Origin of the sequence: Collimonas sp., from assembly GCF_035566375.1 — a bacterium.
Classification (GTDB): Bacteria; Pseudomonadota; Gammaproteobacteria; order Burkholderiales; family Burkholderiaceae_D; genus Collimonas.
The window spans coordinates 15,575-36,602 of sequence record NZ_DATMRK010000083.1; the positions used below are offsets into that span (position 1 = coordinate 15,575).

The following is a 21,028-nucleotide window of genomic DNA, read 5'->3' on the forward strand; positions in this document are numbered from 1 at the left end:
TAACAATCCGTGTCGCCTCTCAAAGAACTCTCCGAGGATCTGGACGCCATGCTTAATTGATGCGGAAATGTGCTGCGGCATTAGCCGAGGTTCGAAGAAACGATAAATTGCTCGAAGACTGCGTTCGCGTCCGGCTGCATCTCTTCGCTCATGCAAGCCTGGCAGACGTCGACGCCCAGGAGAATAGCAATTTTTGGGCTTGGCACTGCGATGAAGGCAACGACTACACCGAGCTGGAGCTCAGCATCTTTCGACCAGGTATCATTTCCAGACAAAGATGCAGACCCCCGCGGCGGACGACTTGCTGCGCCCGCCACAGAGGGTGCTGCGCGAGCAACTCCCCGCCCCGCCACGCAATCGCCGTTAAGCGGCCTGCGCTCATGGTCGGCAACCACGTCCGGTGAAGCAACGGCGACGGGTCATGGATCGGCAAGCAGTGCAAAGCGCCGGGCGCCGCCGGGCAAACCTGCATCGCCCAGACTATCCAGCCAGCAGCCGGCACGGCTACTCACCCGTACCGGCGCTCTGGCCGCAGTGGCAAGCGCGCCTGACATCCGCGAGCGGATTGCCGACATGAAAGGCTATCTCGCGGACTTGCATGCCGCCTATGCGGCGAAGGTCGAACTGCGGCCATCGAAGCGCCGTGATGCACAATTTTTGGATCTGCTGGTTGCGGTGGAAAATGCGCGTGATCCCAAGCTCAATTTAAGCTCTCATACCATCGACTACAAACGTCTCAGCAAAGGAGACGATCCCTCCGCAGCCATTGATCTTGCGCGTCGACTGGTTGCGGGGATGCACCAGCCCGATGCCTGGCATGCCATCGTCAGCATGAACGGGTTCGAGGTCGCGCTCTCGGCAAAGCATGACCCGAAGCGACCCATGCATGTGTCGCTTGTCGTTGTTAGCAGCGCGCACGAGGATTCAAGAGATTGGAAGATGGTCGCAAGTACGCTGGTCGACCACCTGAACGAAGCATTGGACGAAGCCGGCAAGCCGCGCCAGGCAAAGGTCTTGGTCAATTGCCTGAATACTTCAATTCAGAAGACCGATGAAGGCAGCGCCATTTTCGCGATCGCGGCCGCAAGAGAAATGCCCGGCGACCCCGGCATCGGCCAGGTACATGAGGAAGCGCTGACCCAGGCAGCCGTTGAACCCAGGGATTTTACCGTGCACGAACACAGCGGCGACAAGCTTCTCGGGCCGCGCTTCTTCAAGCACATGACGTTGAAATCCAGTATGGATGCACTGCTGGAGGCCCGTCCCGATCTGGCAGACGAGCCGATCAATAAACAGCAGCAGACGCTGCGTGAACGGCAAGCGGATCATCTTGCCGAGCACAAACCGTCTTCTCGCTTTTCTTTTCCTTCTATTTACAGCGGCTCTTACGAAAAGAAGCGCCTCAACATGTACGCGCAGGCGATACGGCATATCGAAACCGTGGCAGCCCCGGCAATCGTTGCTGCACAGGTCAAAGAAATGCGGGCCTACCTGCACGATCTGCAGCGCGCTTACAAGGGAAAGGCCGCACTGCCGGCGCCGCGCGATGCCGAGTTCCTCGACTTGCTTATCGCTGTAGAAAATGCGATGGACCCGCAACTGCACCTGTCCGCACATAAGATAGAAGTGCCGAAGCTCGCGGAACGGGATAGCGCTGCCATAGCGGACTTATCGGGTTTCCTTGCAGACGGGGTGCGCAACGCCGCCGGCTGGCAAGCGACACTCGATTTCGACGGTCATCATGCCGCGCTTTCCGCCCGCCACAATCCGGAAAACACCGCGCATGTCTCCATTGCAGTACTCGATGGCACAGAATCGCCGTTGCCGCGCGAGCACTGGCAAAACCTATCCATTGTGCTCGATCAACGCTTGCAGCAGATATTGCATGACACTGGGGATACGCGCTCAAGCAAGCTTTGGGTGACGTATTTCAGCGCTCCGGCCCTTGCCCCAAACAGCGCGCTGTCCACGCTACTGGCGGCGATAGGCATGAAAGATGACCCACGCGTAGCGCAACTGCATAGCGAAGCACTGGTTCAAGTCGCAAAAGAACCCGGCACCGCCGCCTTGCTCTATCTGAAGGATAACGGCGATCCGCTGATCGAAGCAACAGAGGATGGCGACGATCTGCTGATCGACCAAATTGAGATATACCGCGCTGCAATCGGCCATTTCGAGCGTTCGCTGGCGTCGAAGTCCTGATCTTGGATATCACATCCCGGACGCCAGACAATGCCCATGCCCGGTTGCGCTTAACAAACGCGGCTAACTGGGGTCAGAGTGAACTTTCTGCGCGCTTTTTGCAGAAACTTCACTCTGACCCCACTTAGCGGGCCACGGAGTACCGGCCTCATGGTTAAAAAGAACAAAACCGCGTTGTGCGCCCTGTCTTTCTCCGAATCCGTCATGTGGGGTCAGAGTCAAGTTTCGCGATGAAGCGCTGCAGAAATTGACTAACCCCGTTGACTCTGCCCCCAGATGACTCTCGCCGTGGCGATGCCATGAATGACGAAACTCTCAATAGTCGTCTCGGCGGCCAGGGATACGGTCATATTCCAGGGTTCTGGACTTCCGGCAATGGAACGCCGTCCCAGTGCATGACGAATTGGGCGAACTGCTTGGCCGGCATTGGCATCCCAAAGTAATAACCTTGCATCAGGTCGCAGGAAATGTCTTTCAGGAAGTTGAGTTGCGACTCGCTCTCCACCCCCTCGGCCACCACTTCCAGGCGCAAGCTGTGGGCCAGCGCGATAATACTTTTGACGATGGCGGAATCATCCAGATCCTGGGGTACGTCGTGCACGAAAGATTGATCGATCTTGATGGTGTCGACCGGGAAGCGTTTCAGGTAAGCGAGGGAGGAATAACCTGTGCCGAAATCGTCGATCGTCAGCCGTACCCCGAGGCTATGCAGCCGGTGCAAGGCCTGCAAGTTGTCTTCGGCATTTTCCATGAGAGTGCTCTCGGTGATTTCCAGCTCCAGCAATTCCGGCGGCAGCCCGATTTCCGCCAAGACGCCTTCCACTGTGGTGGTGAAATCGTTCTGCAGCTGGCGCACCGAAAAATTCACCGCCATCCGCATGGCCGGCATGCCGGATTTGATCCAATGCTGCAGCTGGGTGCAGGCGGTGCGCAGAACCCATGCGCCGATGACGCTGATCAGGTCAGTCTCTTCAGCCAGCGGAATGAATTCTCTTGGCCCGACCATGCCGCGCGTTGGATGATGCCAACGCACCAACGCTTCCATGCCGACGATCTGATGGGTATCGAATCGCACTTGCGGCTGATAGTAAACTTCCAGTTCCTGCCGGTTCAACGCTTCCCGCAGGTCGCTCTCCATGCGCATTTTTTCGGAAATCGCTGCTTCCATCGACGCTTCGAAGAATTTGAAACCGGAACCGGTTTTCTTGGCGCGATACATGGCGGTATCGGCGTGCTGCAGCAAGGTTCCGACGTCGGCGCCGTCCAGCGGATAGAGCGAGATGCCGATGCTGGCGCTGACGAAGATCGCGTGGCCGTCGATGGCAAACGGCCCGGACAGAGAATTACAGATGTTCTGGGCGACGGTGCTGGCGCCATTGGGGGCTGTCATGTCGGCCAGCACCACGGTGAATTCGTCGCCACCCAGGCGCGCCACGCAGTCGACGATGCGCACGCTGCGCTGGATTCGCTGCGCTACCAATATCAACAGCTGATCGCCGACATCGTGACCGAGGGTGTCGTTCACATATTTGAAGCGATCCAGGTCGAGGAACAGTACCGCCACCGTTTCGCCGCTCTGTCTGGCATGCTCGACGCTGCGCTTTAGCTGATCGAAGAACATGGCTCGGTTCGGCAAACCGGTCAAGGAGTCTCTGAAGGCCAGGTCGCGTACCCGTTTCTCCGCCCGGTTGGCCTCGACGATGCGCCGCACCCGCTGCGACAGGACTGCGAAGTGGATCGGCTTGGGGATATAGTCGCTGGCGCCGGCAGTGAACGCCCGCTCTACCGAAAGATTGTCTTCCAGGCCGGTAATCATCAGCACCGGGATGTGTTGATGCGTGGGCAACTCCTGCAACCGGGCGCAGGCGGTGAAGCCGTCCATCACCGGCATCACCGCATCCATCAGGATCACCTCTGGCTGTATGCGTTTGAGCACGCGCAGGGCTTGGGCGCCATTTTCAGCCTCTGCCACCCGGAAGCCGTCCCTTAGCAGGGTATAGCGCAATGCGCTGCGGGTGCTGCGATCATCGTCCACCACCAGCACCAGGGCGCTCCCTTCCACCGGTTTGGCGCTGCGATAGTTTTCGTCATACACCTCGCCGTAAAGCAGTGCCGCGACATTGTCGAAGGCTGAACGCAACTGCGGCAGCAGGGAGCCGATTTCATCGATCTGCTGGTTGAACGCCAGCTCCTCTGCTTCCTTGGCCAATTGCGCCATGCTGGCGGCGCCCAGGTTGCCGCTGCTGCCCTTGATGGTATGCGCCGCGGCCCGGGCCGATTCTGCATCTTTCCGATTGACTGCCTGTTCCAGTTGATCCAGGTAGGCCGGTGTATCTTCCAGGTACGGCGTCACTGCCTGTTGCAAAGCGGGCCCCAGCACTTCCCGCAGCTTGTCGAATACAACCAGGTCAAGCGGGCTGTAGCCGTTCTCGGCCAGGCCAGCCATCGATACCCCAGGCAACGCCGGCGCGGTATCGGCGGGACCCTGCATCAGCCAGCGCTCCAGCTTGCGCCGCAACTCAATCAATGTGATGGGTTTTGCCAGATAATCGTCCATGCCCGCGGCCAGGCATTTTTCGACATCGCCGGCTTGGGTATTGGCAGTCATGGCGACGATGGGCGTGCGCCGCCCTTCCGGTTCTTCAAAATTGCGGATGCGCGAAGTGACCTCGTAACCGTCCATCTCCGGCATATTGCAATCCATGAGAATCAGGTCGAAACGACTGCGCTGAACGGCTTCGATTGCCTCCCAGCCGTTGGAGGCGGATTCGCACTGGCAGCCGCTGGTGACCAGCATGCCGCTGGCCACCACCTGATTGGTGCGATTGTCATCAACTACCAGTACCCGATATTCCCTGGCTGCGTCAGGCAGCTTGCCGGGCAGTTGGATCGCAGGCGGCTCGGCAGCGGCGATTGGCCCGCCTGGCAATAGATTCCGGATCGCGTCCAACAGACGATTCAAGCGTAGCGGTTTGCCCAGATGGCCGTCGGCTTCCAGAGGTTTGTCACTCTTCGGAGAACCGTAGCGCTCTAACAGCAACAGGCGGGTCGGCGACAGCGCCGGATCGGAGCGGATATGCCGGGCCAGGGCCACATCCAGATCCGCGCCCTTGCCTCCAAGCGTATTGCGATCGACGATGACCAATGCGTAGGGTGCATGCTTGCTGTGCTCCAGTTCTGCCATCAGCTCGGCAGCGCTGCGGACGGTACGGCACTGCATCCCATGCCGCGTCAGGCTTTGCTCCAGGAAGCTGCGTACGACTTCGCTTTCTTCCGCCACCAGCACCCGCATTCCGGACAAGGCGTGTTCCGCGGTGGTCAGGGGCTGTATTTCACCCAAATTCGCGCCCAAATTCGCACCCGATTCGTCCGCTTCGCAGATAATCGTGAACCAGAAGGTGGATCCTTGTCCGGGTTGGCTGACGACGCCGATCTCGCCGCCCATAAGTTCCACCAGCTGCTTGCAAATTGCCAGGCCGAGCCCGGTGCCGCCGTATTTGCGGGCAATGGCGGTGTCAGCCTGGGCGAACGATTCGAACACATGCCGAGCCGCGTCCTGGTCCATGCCGATGCCGGTGTCGCTCACCTCGACGCGCAGGCCGAAGCCTGCGCCGCTGTCCTCGACGCACGAAATGCGTACCGCGACCTCGCCTTGCTCGGTGAACTTCAAGGCATTACCGACCAGGTTGATCAACACTTGCCGCAGGCGCATCGAATCGCCTTTGATCCGATCGGGCACGTCGGGCGCCAGCAGGTAGCCCAGCTCTAGTCCCTTTTGCTGCGCTTGCTTGGCCAGCAGGTCGAGAATTTCCTCCACCAGTTTGCGCAAATCGAAGTCGATTTTCTCCAATACCAGCTTGTTGGCGTCGATCTTGGAGAAATCAAGAATGTCGTTGATTAAATCGATCAGTGTGTGGGCTGAGTTCCAGGCCACTTCGACGCATTCCTGCTGCGGTTTGGTGAGACGCATTTCCTTGAGCATGTCGAGCATGCCCACCACGCCGGTCAAAGGAGTACGCACTTCATGGCTGACGGTGGCGGCGAATTGCGCCTTCATCATCGCCGCGTGCAGCGCCTGGTCGCGCGACTGTTTCAATTCCGTTTCCCGCTCTTCCAGCACTGCCATCATTTTATTGAAGGCTTGGGCCATGTCGATAAGGTCGCGCGGCCCCTCCGGCGCGGCGCGCATGCCAGACTCGCCGGCTTCGGCGCGCCCCATCAGAGCCGACAAGGCGTTCAATGGCCGAATCAAATGGCGTGCCAGCAGACGCATGACTCCCAGCAGGATAAGAGCGAAGGAGAGCGTAATGGCCAGATTGACGAGCAGCAGCGATAGCACCAGACGACTCACGGTTTCCTTGCCGAGAACGATATGGACATAGCCAAGAAGTTGCGGCTTGAGTTCCTGCACTTCGAACGGCGACGCCCCTTGATGGCCCTGGTAGACCGGTGCGCCGAACCGCCATTCATTCTCGGTTTCCTGTTCCAGCATGGCTTGGGTCGGGACGCCGTCCGGCGGCAATCCATGATTCGGGGTGACTCTCGCGCCTGGCTTGGTTTCTGACAGCAGGACCTTATGGTCGGCATCGGTGATCTCTACCTGGAGCACGTCTGGAAACGCGAGCGAGGTGGCGACCTCTTCACGCACATTGTCGGCAGAGTGGTAGAGCAGAGCCAGGGTGCTCTGGCGCGCCAGGTTCTCGGCAATATGGCGGCCTTGCTCGATCAGATAGCCGCGCATGCGGCGGCTGGTTTCCCACGAGTTCATCAAAGACGAGAACAGCGCCAGGCCCAGGATCGAGACAGTGACGATCGCCATCAGCTGGCGGCGGAATCCGGTACGGCGCAAATAGGCCTGCAACATGATGGGCTCAAAAAAATGTGAAAAAGGAGCCGTCGCGTACTGGACGGCCGCGCGTTTTACATCTGCATACCATGATAAGAACGCATTTCGTGCATCAAGGCTCCGGAAAAATAAAATCAAAACTGCGCTGCAACCGATAGTCGATGTTCAAACCAATGTGGCTGGCGGTACGCACATTCACCGCCGTGAGCACCTCGCGCAACGGTGACACGCCACGCTTGCGGGGTTCTCCCGCGAGCACGCCGAGAGCAGTGATAGCCAGGTCGTGGCCCAACCCCAGGTTGTTCGGATACAAGGCAAACAGAGCGCCCTTCCTGACGTGCAGGAAGCTGCTGGAAAAGACCGGCACGCCACGGCTCCAGGATTCCTTCAGGACCAGCGGCAAAATCGTGTCCTCGTCCACCGTGGTAGCGTCCTGCAGCAGCCAGATGGCGTCAGTCCGGCTATCGGCTGTGGCAAAAGCGGCTTCGTACAAATGCGCCGCCGAGGCCAGATCGTGCGCTTCATGCATCACCAGGTCGATGCTTAGGGCCTTGGCTGCTTCGCGCGCCAGTTTGATTAACCAATCGTTGTGCTGCGGATCGTAGACTACGGTGATTCTTTTTATCCCTGGCAACAGTTTTTTCAGGAGCGCGAACAGCAGGGCCGGGTCGGGTGTCAGGCTGATGCCGGTCAGGTTGCGGCTATCGCCTTCGGGCACTGAAAGCACGCCGCCGACCACCACCGCGATATCCCGCTCCAGCCCGGATACGGCCTTCAGCCCTTGCCGTCCGAGCGCAATCACTACCTTGACGCCGCCACGCGTCAACTGCGCACTGAGCTCGGCCGGATTGCTGTTCGGTCCGACCGGGTAGGTACTTACCGGCACCTTGGCTTGCTCCTGGATGCCTTCGATAATCTTGGCAAAGATACTGCGATAGGGTTCGCCGATATCCGGATAAATCACGGCAATCGCGCCTTTGCTGTCGCTGATGTCCTGTCGCTTTGGCGCGGCGTCCAGGGCGGCCAGCATGATCGGCGTCGGTTCAAGGTTCAACATAGGTGCGCCGGCAAGGTTTTCACGCCAATTCTGGAACTGCTCTTTTACGGTCTCGGCACGCCTGCCGGCCTCAAGCGATGTGCTCTCCTGCTGGCCGGCGTGGCCGAGGGTACATGCGAGCAGCAGGATCAAGCCGGTCTCGATCCGCGCTGCGGCTGCATATCTCTTTCTGCTGGGGCGGATTACCACGACTGGCTCACAACTTGTGTTGCAACTGTACATAGAAGGTGCGGCCCGGGAGCGGCAGATCAAAAGGAATATTGCCCGGGGCGAAGCTTGGATCCCTGGCGTCCCGGTTGAATACATTCAACACCGTGGCACTGACATTCCAGTCGCCGATCACCTTCTCTTTCCTCAAAGTCAGATCTAGCGTCGTATAGTCTGCAATCGGCGCCCGGTTGTCGCCCGGCTGGCGCTTGCGGTCGGCCACATGGTTGACCGTGGCGCCCAGCTGCCAGAGCGGCGCAAAGCGCCAGTCGGATCGCGCGAACAGCCGTTGACGCGGCGCCAGGCCGGCATCCTTGCCGGTGGTCTGGTCAGTGGAATGTTGCAGTGAGTAGTTGCCGGTAAGCCGCAGATTGCGGCTGGCGTCCCAAATCGCCTCCAGTTCCAGGCCGCGTCCGGTCTGGTCGCCGGTATTTTGCGCAGTGGAACCGGTCGATGGGTCGGCATTCGGCACAAACTGAATGATGTTGTGCATGCGGTAGTAGAACAAGCTGAGGTTGGTTTGCAGCGTTTGCGTGGGCTGCCATGCGAACGCCAGTTCGCGGGTGTTGATGGTTTCCGGTTTAAGGCTGGGATTGCCGATCGTGACCGGGTTGTTGATGCTGTATTGCTCGGTGTATGACGGCGCCCGGAAAGCGCTGCCATACAGCGCCTTGACTGAAAAATTATAAGCAGCATCCCAAACCAATGCCAGGCGCGGATTGAGCGTACCGCCGAAATCGGAATAATGGTCCTCGCGCACGCCCGAAGTCAGGGTCCAGTCTTTCGCCAGGGTCCACTCATCCTGCACAAACGCATAACTGACAGTGCGTTTATGCGGCGTCAGGAATACGCTGCTAGTACCGTTTACATCCACGATGCTGCCCAAGGGAACGAACTCGACGCCAACCCCCGGCACCGCCACGATCCTGAAATTCTTGCTCTCGCTGGTCTGGTACATGTCTTCAATCCGGTAACCGGCGCCGAGCCGGATCCGATGCTTGTCGAAGCCGGTATAGAATCCCGACAGGCTGAACTGGCTATCGCGTTCAGCGTGTCCGGGATTGCCGATGACGCCGTTCGGGAAGGCTCCGGCGAAAGCTCCCGGCGGAAACAGCACCGTTGCCGGCGATGCCTGCAGCTCGTTGACATTCTTCACCGATGCCTGCGCGGTGACATCCCAATTGCGAGAGAAATTCGGATTGGAGTAAGTCAGATCGGCATTCCAGCGTTGCGCTCTCACCCGCGCATCGGGATCCAGGCTGCTTGCCAAGCCGACGCCGGTGCCGGTTTCCTGGTTCTGGTAACCGGCGCGAAAACGCCATAATTCGTAGGCGACATCGACCCGCATATCCAGGTTGCCGCGCATCATTTGCTCGTGGCCGGGGGCCAGCGAGGCATGCGTTCCGAAGATCTTATCCAGGTTGGTTTGGGCGTCTGCGTCTATCGTTTTATTGGCGCCGTCGGTATGGCCGCCGCCCAGATAGAAGGCCACGTCCAGCGGGCCCATTTTGCCGCCATGCTGGAGCCACGCGGCGTAGCTGCCGAATGATCCGGCCCGCACGCCATACTCGGTGCCGTTAATCTCGGCCGCGGTCTTGGTGATGACGTTGATGACTCCGGCGAATGCATCGGCGCCATACAGCGCAGATCCAGGGCCGCGGATAACCTCGATGCGGGCAATATGTTCGATCGGTACGCCGCCCCAGGCCAGGTCACGGTTGCCAAGAAAGGCGTCATTGACGGGGATGCCGTTAAGCAGCATCAGTGTCTGCGGGTTGTATAGGGTGGTAATGCCGCGGAACGAATATATCGGGTCGTTGTACAAACCTGAATAGGAGACATGCAGGCCGGGTACGCTTTCCAGCACTTGATTCATATTGGTTGCGCCCATGGCCTGGATATCCTGGGCGGTAATCACCGAGGCTACCGCCGGCGCTCGGGAAATGTCTTGCTGGCTGCCGGTGGCGATGCTGACGACAGCCTTCTTGCCGTAAGAAAGGGCCAAGTCATCTTCTTCAGCATTTTGCTGAGCCCCAGCCACGGCGGCGCTCAGACACAGGACGGCAGCGCAGGGAATTTGAGATTGCCAGTGTTTTTTCATTGTCGATCCATTTGATGGAACACAAATGCCGCCAAGAGACGCCGGACCGCCATCCCTCACCTCGCCTCCTGTCAATCTCCCCGCTGTCCTACCCTGTAACCTTTGTTGTTCTTTTTGTTGTTCTTTTTATTATCCTTGCTGCCAAAGGCGCCGCGCCGGCCCTTCATAACGCAGTTGGGAACATCGAAGCGGAAACGTCGCGCCTTCAGGACGCTGGCTGGCTTCCTGATAACAGGGAGGCATGCCCGCCATGAATGAAGGCAGCAAGAACAGATAGCATTCGCGCGGAGAGAATCCCATGTCGAGCGGAATCGCCACGACTACGCCGCCGTAGTTGATCGGCAGGCGTCGTCCCATCTGGGCCAGGCCTCGCTCTATTGCAAAGGCCAGTTGCAGATACGGCCCCTGCGCTATTTGTTCCTGCTCCATACGGGCCAGAATCGCCGGTATGCGTTCGTCTACTTGAAGCGAGGCCACCGGCCGGCCATATCCCAGGATGCGCTTGTGCAGTTGCAGCTCCTGCTCCAGGATTGCTTGCAAGGTCTCTCCCGCAAGCATGCGCTGATGGGCGCGGACCAGGAAATCCGCCGCGGAGAATTCCGGCTGCCAGCCATAAATGGCGGCTTCTGAAACTGCAATCGCAGCGGCGACGCCAAGCGCGCCGGTACTGCGGGCGCTACCTGCCAAGGCAGCGACGCGGTTGTTCCACAACCGGGGATCCGGATAGCTGGTGTAGGTCCAAAGAGCATGCAGCAGCGTCGTTTGCTGTGGTGAAAAGCGGCGGCCGGTAATGCCGAAGGCATACAGTGCGATCCAATCCATGTCTTTCAGATCGGCATGCAGATCGTGGCCTCGGAACACCGCCCGCTCGCCCGGAAAACATGCGCCCATGCGGGTGCGCAAGGGCCCTTCATAATCCAGCAAAGTATTGTTCATGCGTGCCCCTCCGAGAAAGCCGGACCAGGATCGTTTTCGAGATCCAGTGCGAAGAAAGGAAATTGGCGAAAACCTTGCTTGCCTTGTTCCAGCGCGTGAGCGGCGGCGCCGGGCAGCCGCAGCAGCAGGGTCAGCATCTCGCCTTCGGCAGGTGAGAAATCCAGATCCGCCAAGGCAGCCGCGGCCACGCCAGTCATTGCCAGCGGCTTGCCGGCGGCGCTTTCCAACGCTGGCCTCTCCTGCGCCAGCCACGCCAGACGCCCTGCCGGCAGGATCTCGACCAGATGCGCCAGGGTCTGGCGCACCGGCTTGGCGCATTGCTTGCCGTAGGGATCGAAGCCAGGGGGATGCTCCGGCTCAGGCCATACCTGCTGGCGGGTCGGCGCAGCCGGATCAGCCAGGCTGGAACGCCAGCTTGCCAGTTCAGTGCCGTTATTCTTCCATGCCTCCAAAGCCAGGAAGACTTCGCGTGCGCCACCGTAGGAACCGGCGCCGACAGCCAGCGCCGCCATCAGCACCGAGGCGGCAGTTGAACCGCCGACCCCGGCCGCCATCGCGGCATGCACCGAGGGGTCGCGCGGACCGGGGTTGGCTAGCGCCACCGCCAGGATTTCCAATGCCGCTATGACGTTCGGCGTTGGACGCTCGCCTTTGAACAACAGATACAGGTATTCGATGTAGCGGGCTTTGCCAAGCAAGTCGCCGTAGACGTCGTAACCTCGGCAATAGCAGGCTGCAGCAGCGAAAGGATTGTCGGCTTCCGGCTCTTCATGCCAGATGCTGGTGTGAATGTTGTTAGGATTTTCATGGCCGCTCATCTGATCCCCTATCGTTGCAGAGTTAAAGATATTGCTAAAGCAGGCTCATGCCGCCATCGACAACAATTTCCTCGCCGACCAGATAAGCGGAGTCCTCAGAAGCAAGGAACAGGGCAACCTTGGCCACCTCTTGCGGAGTACCGAAACGCTTGCTCGGCGATTTTTGCTCGATCTCGCTTTTTATTTCCTGGGCCATGTCTGGCGGCAGGCCGAAGCGATCGAATATGGGAGTCGCGATGGGGCCGGGGCTGATCGCATTGATCCGGATTCCGCGCTCGATAAGTTCCAGGCCCAGCGATCGCACCAGAGAGCGCAAGGCGGCCTTGCTGGCGCCGTAGACGCTGAAATTGGGCACGCCCAACTGGTTAGCGATGGAGGTGGTGACGATAATGGAGGCGTTGGCGCCGAACAACGGCAGGGCTTTCTGGATGGTGAAGAATACCCCCTTGAAGTTGATCCCCATGATGTCGTCGAACTGGCTTTCGGACACCAGTTCAATCGGCGCTGCAGTAGCGATACCGGCGTTGACGAACAACACATCCAAGCGCTTGAAATGGTTTTCTACCTGCTGCATCGTAGTGGCGATTTCGGCTAAATTTCCGGCGTCGCTACGAATGATCAGAGTTTCGCTGCCCAGCTCCTCGCGGGCACGCGCCAAGCCGTCCGGGTCGCGCCCGGTAATCGCCAGCCGGGCGCCGTGCTCCAGGAACAGTTTGGCGCTGGCTAAACCGATGCCGCTCGAACCGCCGGTGATCAACACCGTCTTGCCTTTGAGTTTATCCATTCTGATTCCTTATAGATTGGCGGCTAAAACACGCATGCGAACATTCATTGGCGGCACCTCTTCGCCATCAACCAGCACGTCCAGCAAGGTTGGCCCTGGGCGCTTGCACATGGCGGCGATATCCAGCTTGACCAGATCTTCCGGGGCCCGGATGGTATGGGCTTCGGCGCCCATGGCGCGCGCCAGGGCGGCGAAATCGGTGGGCGGTAAATCGCAGCCGATACGTTCAGCTCCGGCCAGCCGCTGGCCGTGCTTGACCATGCCCAAGGCCTGGTCGTTGAGGACGACAAAGATGATGGACAGCTTTTCGGCGACCGCAACCGAGATTTCCTGGCCATTCATCAGAAAGCTGCCGTCGCCGGTGATGCATACCACCGGCGCTTTCGGACTGCCGGCGGCGGTGCCGATGGCGCCGCCGATGGCCCAGCCCATCGGCGCGAAGTTCATGACGGCCCGGATCCAGCCGCCATAGGTCTTGCGGCGCCCCGGCGCGCGCGCGCTGCCGCCGCCGCCTTGCCGCCGTTCAGCTATGCGGCGATCCTTGAGCTGCAGATAATGAATGGCCCAGGCAACACTATTGCCGGTATCGGCGAGAAAGCGGGTGGCGGGCGGAAATAGCCGGCCCAGTTCGCGCATCAGCCGCTGCGGCAGGATCGGTATGGCGCTGCTCTCGTATTTGTCCGGACTCGCCAGCATGGTATCCGGCTGCCAGTTGTCGCTATGCTGCTTGCGCACGAAGCGCCGCTGCTCATATTCGAAATTCCCGGAGCGCCGGACATCATGCATATGCTTGTTCAGGCGGTTGAAGATCGACAGTAAGCGTCCCCGCATGTGAAAGGACGCCATCGGGGTATCGGCCAGGTGTTCCTCGGAATCGTCGATATGCACCAGCCGTTCATTGAGCAGACTATCGTTCCAGCCGCCGCTGTTCCATTCACCCATGCCGGTGCCGAGAGCCATGATCAGATCGACCGAGTCGTCGCGCAGAGCTGCTTCTGCCGAGGCATGGCCGGCAAAGCCGAACACGCCGCGAAACAGCGGATGGCGGGGACTCACCAGGCCCTTGGCGTCCGGCGTGGTAATCACTGAAGCACCGGTCAAATCGGCGAACTGGAGGATCGCGCCGATCGCTTCGCCGCAGCCCGCGCCAATCAGCACAACCATATTTATTGCCCTGGACAACATCAGTTGCAGTGTTGCCAGCGCTTCGTCGTCAACCGACGATGACGGCTGCAACAGCGCCCGCAAGTCGTAGGAGGGAACCAGTTGCGTGTTGGTGCTGCGAAATACATCCACCGGTATGCTTAAGTGCACTGGTCCCATGGGCGCCCTGATGGCGCGCTGCAAGGCAGTCACGAGTTTGTTCTCGAACTGCTGCGGGTGGGACACCAGCGAATTGTAGTGAGTACAGTGCTGTAACATGCCCAGCGTATCGATTCCGGTACAAGTGGATTCCTGTAGCGGATGCTTGCCGAAGGTAGGCAAGGCCGACTGCGCCGTGATCACCAGCATAGGAATATTGTTGTCGTAGGCGCAGGCAACGCCCGTGATCAGGTTGGTGGCGCCGGGGCCCGTAGTGGCGCAGCAGACGCCGATTTTTCCGGTTTCCCTGGCATAGCCGTCGGCCATGTGGGCAGCTCCCGCTTCGTGGCGCGCCAGGATGTGGCGCACGCCGCCTCGGCGGCCACTTCTGGCGAGCGCATTGAAAAGCGGCTCGATGGCACCGCCGGGAACGCCGAAGACATATTCGACTTCCATTTGGTCAAGATAGGCCAGCAGCAGGTCTGCTATTTCCATAGGCGGCTCGGAAAGCAGCTCCAGATGCTTGCGTGACATATCGTCGTACACCTGCAAATTATCGGCACTCATGTCGAAATCTCCCTTGGTGGCAGGAAGCTTGCTGTGTTTCTGTGCTTAGTCGGCGCGCATCGGACATCGTCATGGGCATGTCGATGCAGAATGAAAACATTTCCCCGCGGAAATTATTGTAATCCTCTCTTCGCAAACCGCAAAGCGAATAATCAAATCTCTGATTGGCTTGCCTGCTTGTGTCGATGCCTATCAACAATGACAGGTGTTTTCTGACGCCGAATGAGTTACTGCCAATGGAAAACCAAAACTCTTCAAGTTACCGTGCGAGCGGCAGCTTTTTACCTGGCGCTGTCAACCGACTGCCCTGCCGCTTGCGTTAACGACGTGCTGCTGTCAAAACAAACGCCATCACCCTTCAAAGGAAACACCATGAACTCGAAAATCATTGCAACAATGTTATGCGCACTGGCGCTTGCCGGCACGGCCACCGGCGCCAATGCCAAAGGCTGTTTGAAAGGCGCTGCGGTTGGCGGGGTAGCCGGCCACTATGCAGGCCACCATGCGGTGGCCGGTGCGGTTGGCGGTTGTATCGTCGGCCGCCATATGGCTAACAAGAAAGCTGCTGACCAAGCCGCTGCCGCTCATGCGTCCGCTCCGGCTGCGCAACCTGCCCCGGCAAAACAATAAGCCGGCAATCGCCGGCCCGGCCAGGCGCAAGCCTTGCCTTCAGACCCGCGCAGACTCAGGTTTGCGCGGGTTTTTTCATGGGTTTTTCATTTTTCCAAGCGGCAGCAGGCTATCAAGCATGTTGGCATAATGTGCCTCTGTGCAACTCCTTTAGGCATCATGAAATTCCTCGCCATCTCGGGCAGCCTGCGCGCTGCCTCCCACAACTCCGCCCTGCTGCGGGCCGTGGCGCGTCTGGCGCCGGCCGATGCTGGTATCAGCGTTACGCTGTACCGCGGCTTGGGCGATTTACCGTTGTTCAATCCCGATATCGAGGCCAGCGATCCTGCGGCTGTGGCGGATTTGCGTCAACAGATCACGGCCGCCGACGCCTTGCTGATCGCCAGCCCGGAATATGCCCACGGCATTACCGGCGTGATGAAGAACGCGCTGGACTGGATGGTGGGTTGCGAGGCTTTTGTGCTGAAGCCGGTGGCGTTGCTGAATGCTTCGCCGAGAGCAGTGCATGCGCAGGCGTCATTAACGGAAATCGTGACGATGATGTCGGCACGGATTGTCGAGGCGGCGTCGGTCACGGTGCCTATCCTTGGTTCGCATCTGAGCGAAGACGAGATAGTTCGACATCCGGATATTTCCGCAGTGCTGCGCAGCGCATTGCTGGCATTGCGTGGCGCCGTGCTGGCGACACGCCCGCAGCCTCGATAACCACGAACATTATCGGCTGAGCACCAGCAAACCCAACGCAATAGCAGCCGGCACCGCCTGTATGTACAAGATCTTGCGGCTGACGGTGATGGCGCCGAAGATGCCGGCGACGATCACGCATGCCAGGAAAAAGATCTTGATCGACCAGCCTGGCGCACCCAGGCACACTCCCCAAGCCAGGCCGGCCGCCAGGAAACCGTTATACAAACCCTGATTGGCGGCCAGCGCTTTGGACTGCGCTGCAAACTCTGGCGTCAGCCTGAAAGTCTTGATGCCGAACGGCTTATCCCACAAGAACATTTCAAGCACCAGAAAATAGACATGCAACAAGGCGACCAAAGCAATCAGCAGGCTGGTGACAGTATTCAAGACGAACTCCGTTTTTTTAAGGTTTTAAGTTTTAGTTTTTGGCTTCGGCTTGCCTGGCGTGCTGCGCTGCCAGTTCCGCATCCAGCGCGCCGACGCGTTGCACTGCCGGCCGCGCATTGACGCGGTCGATGTAGGCCTTGATCACCGGTGACATCGGCACTATCTTGAAACCGGTGGTCCAGGTCAACGCGGTGCCCCACAAGACATCGGCGGCGCTGAATTTTTCGCCGAGGATATAGGGGCCTTTTTCAAGCTGGTCGGTCAAGGTTTTCAACATGGTGTCGAAATCGCTGTAGGGGCACATCGACGGTGGCGCCGGCGGGTGCTTTTGCGCGCGATCGACCAGCGCCGGTTCGAAACAAGAACCGTAGTACACCATCCAGCGCAGATACGGGCCGCGCAAGGGATCGTCCAGCGCCGGCGCCAGCGCGGCGTCCTGATACAGATCGGCCAGATACAGGAAGACCGCCACCTGTTCGGCAATCAGCGCTTCGCCATGCCGTATCGCTGGCACTTTGCCCATCGGATTGATCGCCAGATAGGCCGGCTTGCGCTGTTCTCCGGCTTTCATGTTGAGCGCGTGCAGTTCATAGTCGGCGCCCAGTTCTTCGAGCAGGATACGGGCGCCCGTGGAACGCGTATTGGGTGAATGGAAAAACGTTACGCGGCGGCTGAGCGTCATGGCGTCTCCGGTTTTTTTGTGAGTGGCGCTTGGATTTAGCGGTGGTTCGACGATGTTTCAATAATATAGCCCAAGCGCTGCCGACACATAAGGAAACAAACAGATAATATTTTTCGCTTGCGCTAGTCGAAACCCTCTATTCCGACTGCACCGAAACATGATTTATTAATTTATTCGCAAGCCGGATTCTGGCATTGCGGAGATCGCGCTGAGCGGCAGGAAGCCCACGGCTTCATAGAGAAATCGCGCCAGGATACCGCCCTGCCCGCAATCGACACGCAGTTCCTGGCTGTAAGTGGAATGTGAAAAGTGTAAGCAAATGCACGCGACACATTTTGGCAACTCTGGCTTCGTACAATCGATAGCACTGAACACTTTCAGGAGCGCAAATTGAAACACCCACTCAGCATCGCAGCGATCATTGCCGGACGCTTTTCATCTTTAGTCAAGCCGCCGCCAAAGCATCAGGGCATGCCCGATATTGTTCTCAAAAATGCGCCGCCGGCGCCTAAGCAGGAAGCCGAGCCAGGCCCACGCGCCGGCCTGGTTTGGAGCCCGGGATTCTGGAATTATGTCGGCGGCTGGTATGTATGGGAAGCCGGCCATTGGGAACTGGACCGGGCCGATCAGTCATATCTGAAACCCGGCTGGCAGAAAGTGATACACGGCTGGAAGCTGCAACGCGGCGAATGGCGCGTCACATCGGTCAGTTTTATCAAAAAGGGAAACAGCGCCAAAGACCAGGATAGCGCTGCGGAAGCGCATTACGATCCACTGGCGGCGTTTCGCTAGAGCGCTTTATCGAGCGGCCTGTGCTTTATTTTGCCAGCGCCTCGCGATGCAGCCGGCTGCGCTCCTGGCAGCGGAAACAAACCCAGCGCTTGGATTTGTTGCGGACCACGAAAGCGCCCTCCGCTACCGCGACCTCACCTTGATGATGCGAGCAGAAGCGCTTGCCGGTAACGTTTGCCGTGGCCTGGGTTACCAGCGCCAGCCGGTCTTGTCGCTGCAGATATGCGGTCATGCCGATTGTTCTTTCATTGTCTTCTATCAATGTCTTCTACCAATACGCGCTCGCGTCAAACGGGACCAGGGGCGCTGCCTATTTTCCAAATGGATTGATGCTGACCGCCTCTTGCGCCTTGCCGGACAACGCAGACGCCGCCAGCGGGCCGGGTAACGACCTGCCCGACCTGCCGTGATCCTGAGCCGCAGCCACAGTCTGCGGCTTGCTCTGCGCGATTGAGTCATCCGCCGAAAAAACGGCGTATACGCCGCCAGCGCCCACAACAAGGGCTGCAGCAGCCCAGGCTAAATTGGTTTTATTCATCTCCGGCTCTCCTTGCACAGGCGCATTCTGTCTAGCAGCCGCTGCAGATCAAAACAATCCACAGCGGCGCTTACTCGCTACTTACTCACTAAGCAGCTACAGGTATCCCGGACGATTAACGTGCAAAGTCCGAAGTGTTGCTGACGAAGGTATTGAGGTTGGCAATGTTCAGGCTGCCGAAGCCTGTGGTTGCATCCCAGCCTTTAGCTGCTTTGTAGCCGTAGAGACTGCTGGCGCCGTTGGTGCCGGAGATTACGTCATGCACCAGCGAAGCGTTAGCGGCCAATTTCAAATACTTGTAGAAGCTGGCTGCAGGGAAGCCTAATGCATTGTTGTTAGCCGATTGCAGACGGGCCCAGACGCCGGAGAAGATAGGCGCTGCCAGGCTGGTGCCACCTACCACGTTGCCGCTGCTGCCGTTGATGACGATATCGGCGCCGCTGGCGCTGGCAGCGTCGAACGCGATGTCAGGCAGGCCGCGAGTGGTTTTGCCGGCGGCAATCACACCCGATTGATAGCTAGGCGCTGCTTCAAATTTACTGTAGCCGCCGCCAGTCGCCCACAGGCGCTTGGTGGCGTCGTAGTCGCCTGCGGCGTCGTAGGTGCCGATCGGGCTCAGGCCTTCATTCCACACGACTTCACTGCTGTAGGCGCCGCCGTTGGTGTACAGGGCAGTGCCGCCGACGGCGATCACGTAAGGCGAGCTGGCTGGTTCGCTGACGTCGTAAGTGGTTTTGCTGGTCGGTACGCCAGGCGCGCCGGAAATCGAACTGACCTGGCAGTTATAAGCACCGGCGTCGCCAGTCGAAATGGAGAAGGTCTGACCTTGCGCCACGGCTTGCTTGAAGACATTGTCGTCGGCTGCCTGGGTGCCGTCGGCATGGGTATCCGATTCGCAACCGCCGAGCGAGACGTTGATGACCTTGGCCAGGTTGTCGGACACGGCCTGGTTGTAGGAAGTGGTGATGCTGCTGAATTGCATGTCAGGTGATGCGTAGAAGATCAGCTGGCTGACACCGCCGGAAGTGCCGGTGATGGACTGGCTGTCCAGATTCCATTCGACCTGGCCAGAAGTATCGCTGTAGTCGGCGCCGGCGGGGCCGGTTTGCACTACCGAGGTATTGACGGTAGCCAGGCCGTTATTCGCAGTAAACGTTCCCAGATCGGCAATCGTCGGATCGATATTTCCTTCCGAGATGATGCCCACCACGGTATTCGATCCGGTTGGTGTGTTGCCGGCGTTATAGATGGTTGGGAACTCTGCCGGACTATGCGAGGTTTTCACCGGTGTTGCATTGGTTCTGGCTGAGGCTTGCAGGGTTGCTGTCGCAGCGGCTTCCGCCTTTGGCAACAGGCGATGATGAGTTTGCGCGATGGCGACGTTTTGCAAACCCAGCACCGAGCCGACGATGTGGCCCAGTGCGCTCGGCACTTGCGCTGCATCGGTATTGGCAAACACCTTGCGGCCGTCTTGCTGGAAGCGTTTCAATCCAGTACGGAAGCCGGTCTGCACCGTGGCGGCAGTGCCGTCGGCCGACACCAGTTGGCGATTTTTCGCTACCTTGATGTTAACAAAACCGGATTTCCGCAGATGCGCAACCACTGCCGCCACGTCTTTTTGAGCCGGGCCGTATTCTGCGGCGAACTGGGCCGGTGTCAGAAATTTACCGAAGGCGGCAGTGCCTGGCGTATGCAGATCCTGCAGGAATTTATCGAGCTTGGCTTCGTTGCGCAGATTCAGGCTGACCGTCACATGGACCGGCTCACCTTGCGCCAGTTGCACCGCGGCCGCCGCTGGCGTAGCCACGCTGGCGTCAAGCGCCGCGCTCTTTTGAGCGGCTTGCACTTGCGGCAAGAACGCCTGGGTCTTGGTGGCGACCCAGGTGCTGGTGTCGGCCCCGGCTGCGAAAGCAGATCCGGACAAGGATGCAAAAACCAGGGACAGCGCTAATGACAGTGCCGAAGCCTGGAAACTTCCTGCTAATGTTATCGCTGATGTTTGCGCTGAGTTTTCCGCTGAATTTTCTGATTTCATATCGCTAATTCCTCTTGAATGGAACAGATAAAAGACGCCGCAGCTCGGCATTGCGATCGGCAATGCAAAGTTGATCTGGCGCTGGATTCTGCATCACCGGTCGTGATGCAGTGCATAACGGGCCTAAAGCCTGGAATCTAAGGCCCGTTAACTTGGACGGCCGCAGCGTTAGCGCTGACAGTGCCGGAAGATGGGGGGAGACGTAATGCGGTGCGCAGCGTCTGGCGCGCAGCGCGGGGAAATGAAAATTGCATTGACTCTGGTGCAAATCATGGGACTTCCCTCTTGAGGATTAACCACGGCATTGAGTACCCTTTTGGAGTGAACGCCGTGTAAAAAATCAACGCTTTGTCTCCTGCGTTTTACATCCTTTTTTCACGATTCAAATTCGTCGATTTGATGATTCAGAATAATGCATTTATTTCCATTTGGAAATAAAAACAAACTAAAACATACT

17 protein-coding genes are annotated in these 21,028 nt (G+C 58.8%); 4 read left to right on the forward strand and 13 right to left on the reverse strand.

Features of this window, described 5'->3' with window-relative positions:
* Positions 1-419 precede the first annotated feature (419 nt).
* The gene (locus tag VNZ60_RS24155) at positions 420-575 is read right to left on the reverse strand and encodes a hypothetical protein (protein WP_325663784.1); all 156 of its coding nucleotides are present in this window, start codon (positions 573-575) and stop codon (positions 420-422) included.
* Between VNZ60_RS24155 and VNZ60_RS24160 the strand changes: the two genes are divergently transcribed.
* Positions 574-2,202, forward strand: a complete 1,629-nt coding sequence (locus VNZ60_RS24160; RefSeq protein ID WP_325663786.1) for a YopJ family acetyltransferase — start codon at positions 574-576, stop codon at positions 2,200-2,202. The two genes, VNZ60_RS24155 and VNZ60_RS24160, sit on opposite strands and share 2 nt — an antisense overlap.
* Before the next feature lie 346 nt (positions 2,203-2,548).
* Here the strand turns inward: VNZ60_RS24160 and VNZ60_RS24165 are convergent, their stop codons facing one another.
* The 7 genes from VNZ60_RS24165 to VNZ60_RS24195 all read right to left on the reverse strand — a co-directional run bounded on the left by VNZ60_RS24165 (position 2,549) and on the right by VNZ60_RS24195 (position 14,820).
* Complete coding sequence (locus tag VNZ60_RS24165) at positions 2,549-7,066, reverse strand: EAL domain-containing protein (protein ID WP_325663787.1); 4,518 nt, start codon at positions 7,064-7,066, stop codon at positions 2,549-2,551.
* A 94-nt stretch (positions 7,067-7,160) separates the two neighbouring features.
* Positions 7,161-8,237: an ABC transporter substrate-binding protein gene (locus VNZ60_RS24170; protein WP_325663789.1), complete on the reverse strand. Its 1,077-nt coding sequence runs from the start codon at positions 8,235-8,237 to the stop codon at positions 7,161-7,163.
* 64 nt (positions 8,238-8,301) lie between these two features.
* Positions 8,302-10,413 carry a TonB-dependent receptor plug domain-containing protein gene (locus VNZ60_RS24175; protein WP_325663791.1) on the reverse strand — a complete coding sequence of 704 codons (2,112 nt, stop codon included), beginning with the start codon at positions 10,411-10,413 and terminating at the stop codon, positions 8,302-8,304.
* Positions 10,414-10,542: 129 nt separating this feature from the next.
* Positions 10,543-11,349, reverse strand: a complete 807-nt coding sequence (locus VNZ60_RS24180; protein ID WP_325663793.1) for a citrate synthase family protein — start codon at positions 11,347-11,349, stop codon at positions 10,543-10,545.
* Positions 11,346-12,167 (reverse strand): citrate synthase family protein, encoded by an 822-nt coding sequence (locus VNZ60_RS24185; RefSeq protein WP_325663795.1) that lies wholly within the window; start codon positions 12,165-12,167, stop codon positions 11,346-11,348. Before VNZ60_RS24185 ends, VNZ60_RS24180 begins: the two co-directional genes overlap by 4 nt.
* Before the next feature lie 34 nt (positions 12,168-12,201).
* Positions 12,202-12,951: an SDR family oxidoreductase gene (locus tag VNZ60_RS24190; RefSeq protein ID WP_325663797.1), complete on the reverse strand. Its 750-nt coding sequence runs from the start codon at positions 12,949-12,951 to the stop codon at positions 12,202-12,204.
* 9 nt (positions 12,952-12,960) lie between these two features.
* Positions 12,961-14,820 (reverse strand): thiamine pyrophosphate-binding protein, encoded by a 1,860-nt coding sequence (locus VNZ60_RS24195; protein WP_325663799.1) that lies wholly within the window; start codon positions 14,818-14,820, stop codon positions 12,961-12,963.
* 372 nt (positions 14,821-15,192) lie between these two features.
* Here VNZ60_RS24195 and VNZ60_RS24200 point away from each other — a divergent pair, with 372 nt between their 5' ends.
* Both VNZ60_RS24200 and VNZ60_RS24205 read left to right on the forward strand, forming a co-directional pair.
* A complete protein-coding gene (locus VNZ60_RS24200) occupies positions 15,193-15,450 on the forward strand; it encodes a hypothetical protein (RefSeq protein WP_325663801.1) in 258 nt (85 codons plus the stop codon).
* A 159-nt stretch (positions 15,451-15,609) separates the two neighbouring features.
* Complete coding sequence (locus VNZ60_RS24205; RefSeq protein WP_325663803.1) at positions 15,610-16,155, forward strand: NADPH-dependent FMN reductase; 546 nt, start codon at positions 15,610-15,612, stop codon at positions 16,153-16,155.
* 9 nt (positions 16,156-16,164) lie between these two features.
* On the opposite strand, the gene VNZ60_RS24210 is transcribed toward VNZ60_RS24205, so the two are convergent.
* The gene (locus VNZ60_RS24210; RefSeq protein ID WP_325663804.1) at positions 16,165-16,524 is read right to left on the reverse strand and encodes a DUF1304 domain-containing protein; all 360 of its coding nucleotides are present in this window, start codon (positions 16,522-16,524) and stop codon (positions 16,165-16,167) included.
* Between the two features lie 31 nt (positions 16,525-16,555).
* Positions 16,556-17,206 carry a glutathione S-transferase family protein gene (locus tag VNZ60_RS24215; RefSeq protein ID WP_325663806.1) on the reverse strand — a complete coding sequence of 217 codons (651 nt, stop codon included), beginning with the start codon at positions 17,204-17,206 and terminating at the stop codon, positions 16,556-16,558.
* 390 nt (positions 17,207-17,596) lie between these two features.
* Between VNZ60_RS24215 and VNZ60_RS24220 the strand changes: the two genes are divergently transcribed.
* Positions 17,597-17,998: a hypothetical protein gene (locus tag VNZ60_RS24220; RefSeq protein ID WP_325663808.1), complete on the forward strand. Its 402-nt coding sequence runs from the start codon at positions 17,597-17,599 to the stop codon at positions 17,996-17,998.
* A gap of 25 nt (positions 17,999-18,023) precedes the next feature.
* Here VNZ60_RS24220 and VNZ60_RS24225 read toward each other — a convergent pair whose 3' ends face one another.
* The 3 genes from VNZ60_RS24225 to VNZ60_RS24235 form a co-directional block, all read right to left on the reverse strand.
* Positions 18,024-18,230: a hypothetical protein gene (locus VNZ60_RS24225; RefSeq protein ID WP_325663810.1), complete on the reverse strand. Its 207-nt coding sequence runs from the start codon at positions 18,228-18,230 to the stop codon at positions 18,024-18,026.
* A gap of 78 nt (positions 18,231-18,308) precedes the next feature.
* Positions 18,309-18,536, reverse strand: coding sequence for a hypothetical protein (locus VNZ60_RS24230; RefSeq protein ID WP_325663812.1), 228 nt, complete (start codon positions 18,534-18,536; stop codon positions 18,309-18,311).
* Between the two features lie 115 nt (positions 18,537-18,651).
* Complete coding sequence (locus VNZ60_RS24235; RefSeq protein WP_325663814.1) at positions 18,652-20,571, reverse strand: S53 family peptidase; 1,920 nt, start codon at positions 20,569-20,571, stop codon at positions 18,652-18,654.
* Between the last annotated feature and the right edge of the window lie 457 nt (positions 20,572-21,028).

Bases quoted from the DNA above. Each gene is read 5' to 3' on its own strand.
- VNZ60_RS24160 (WP_325663786.1), top strand. From the start codon at position 574: ATGAAAGGCTATCTCGCGGACTTGCATGCCGCCTATGCGGCGAAGGTC.
- VNZ60_RS24155 (WP_325663784.1), bottom strand. From the start codon at position 575: ATGTCGGCAATCCGCTCGCGGATGTCAGGCGCGCTTGCCACTGCGGCC.
- VNZ60_RS24165 (WP_325663787.1), bottom strand. From the start codon at position 7,066: ATGTTGCAGGCCTATTTGCGCCGTACCGGATTCCGCCGCCAGCTGATG.
- VNZ60_RS24175 (WP_325663791.1), bottom strand. From the start codon at position 10,413: ATGAAAAAACACTGGCAATCTCAAATTCCCTGCGCTGCCGTCCTGTGT.
- VNZ60_RS24180 (WP_325663793.1), bottom strand. From the start codon at position 11,349: ATGAACAATACTTTGCTGGATTATGAAGGGCCCTTGCGCACCCGCATG.
- VNZ60_RS24185 (WP_325663795.1), bottom strand. From the start codon at position 12,167: ATGAGCGGCCATGAAAATCCTAACAACATTCACACCAGCATCTGGCAT.
- VNZ60_RS24190 (WP_325663797.1), bottom strand. From the start codon at position 12,951: ATGGATAAACTCAAAGGCAAGACGGTGTTGATCACCGGCGGTTCGAGC.
- VNZ60_RS24195 (WP_325663799.1), bottom strand. From the start codon at position 14,820: ATGAGTGCCGATAATTTGCAGGTGTACGACGATATGTCACGCAAGCAT.
- VNZ60_RS24200 (WP_325663801.1), top strand. From the start codon at position 15,193: ATGAACTCGAAAATCATTGCAACAATGTTATGCGCACTGGCGCTTGCC.
- VNZ60_RS24205 (WP_325663803.1), top strand. From the start codon at position 15,610: ATGAAATTCCTCGCCATCTCGGGCAGCCTGCGCGCTGCCTCCCACAAC.
- VNZ60_RS24215 (WP_325663806.1), bottom strand. From the start codon at position 17,206: ATGACGCTCAGCCGCCGCGTAACGTTTTTCCATTCACCCAATACGCGT.
- VNZ60_RS24225 (WP_325663810.1), bottom strand. From the start codon at position 18,230: ATGACCGCATATCTGCAGCGACAAGACCGGCTGGCGCTGGTAACCCAG.
- VNZ60_RS24230 (WP_325663812.1), bottom strand. From the start codon at position 18,536: ATGAATAAAACCAATTTAGCCTGGGCTGCTGCAGCCCTTGTTGTGGGC.
- VNZ60_RS24235 (WP_325663814.1), bottom strand. From the start codon at position 20,571: ATGAAATCAGAAAATTCAGCGGAAAACTCAGCGCAAACATCAGCGATA.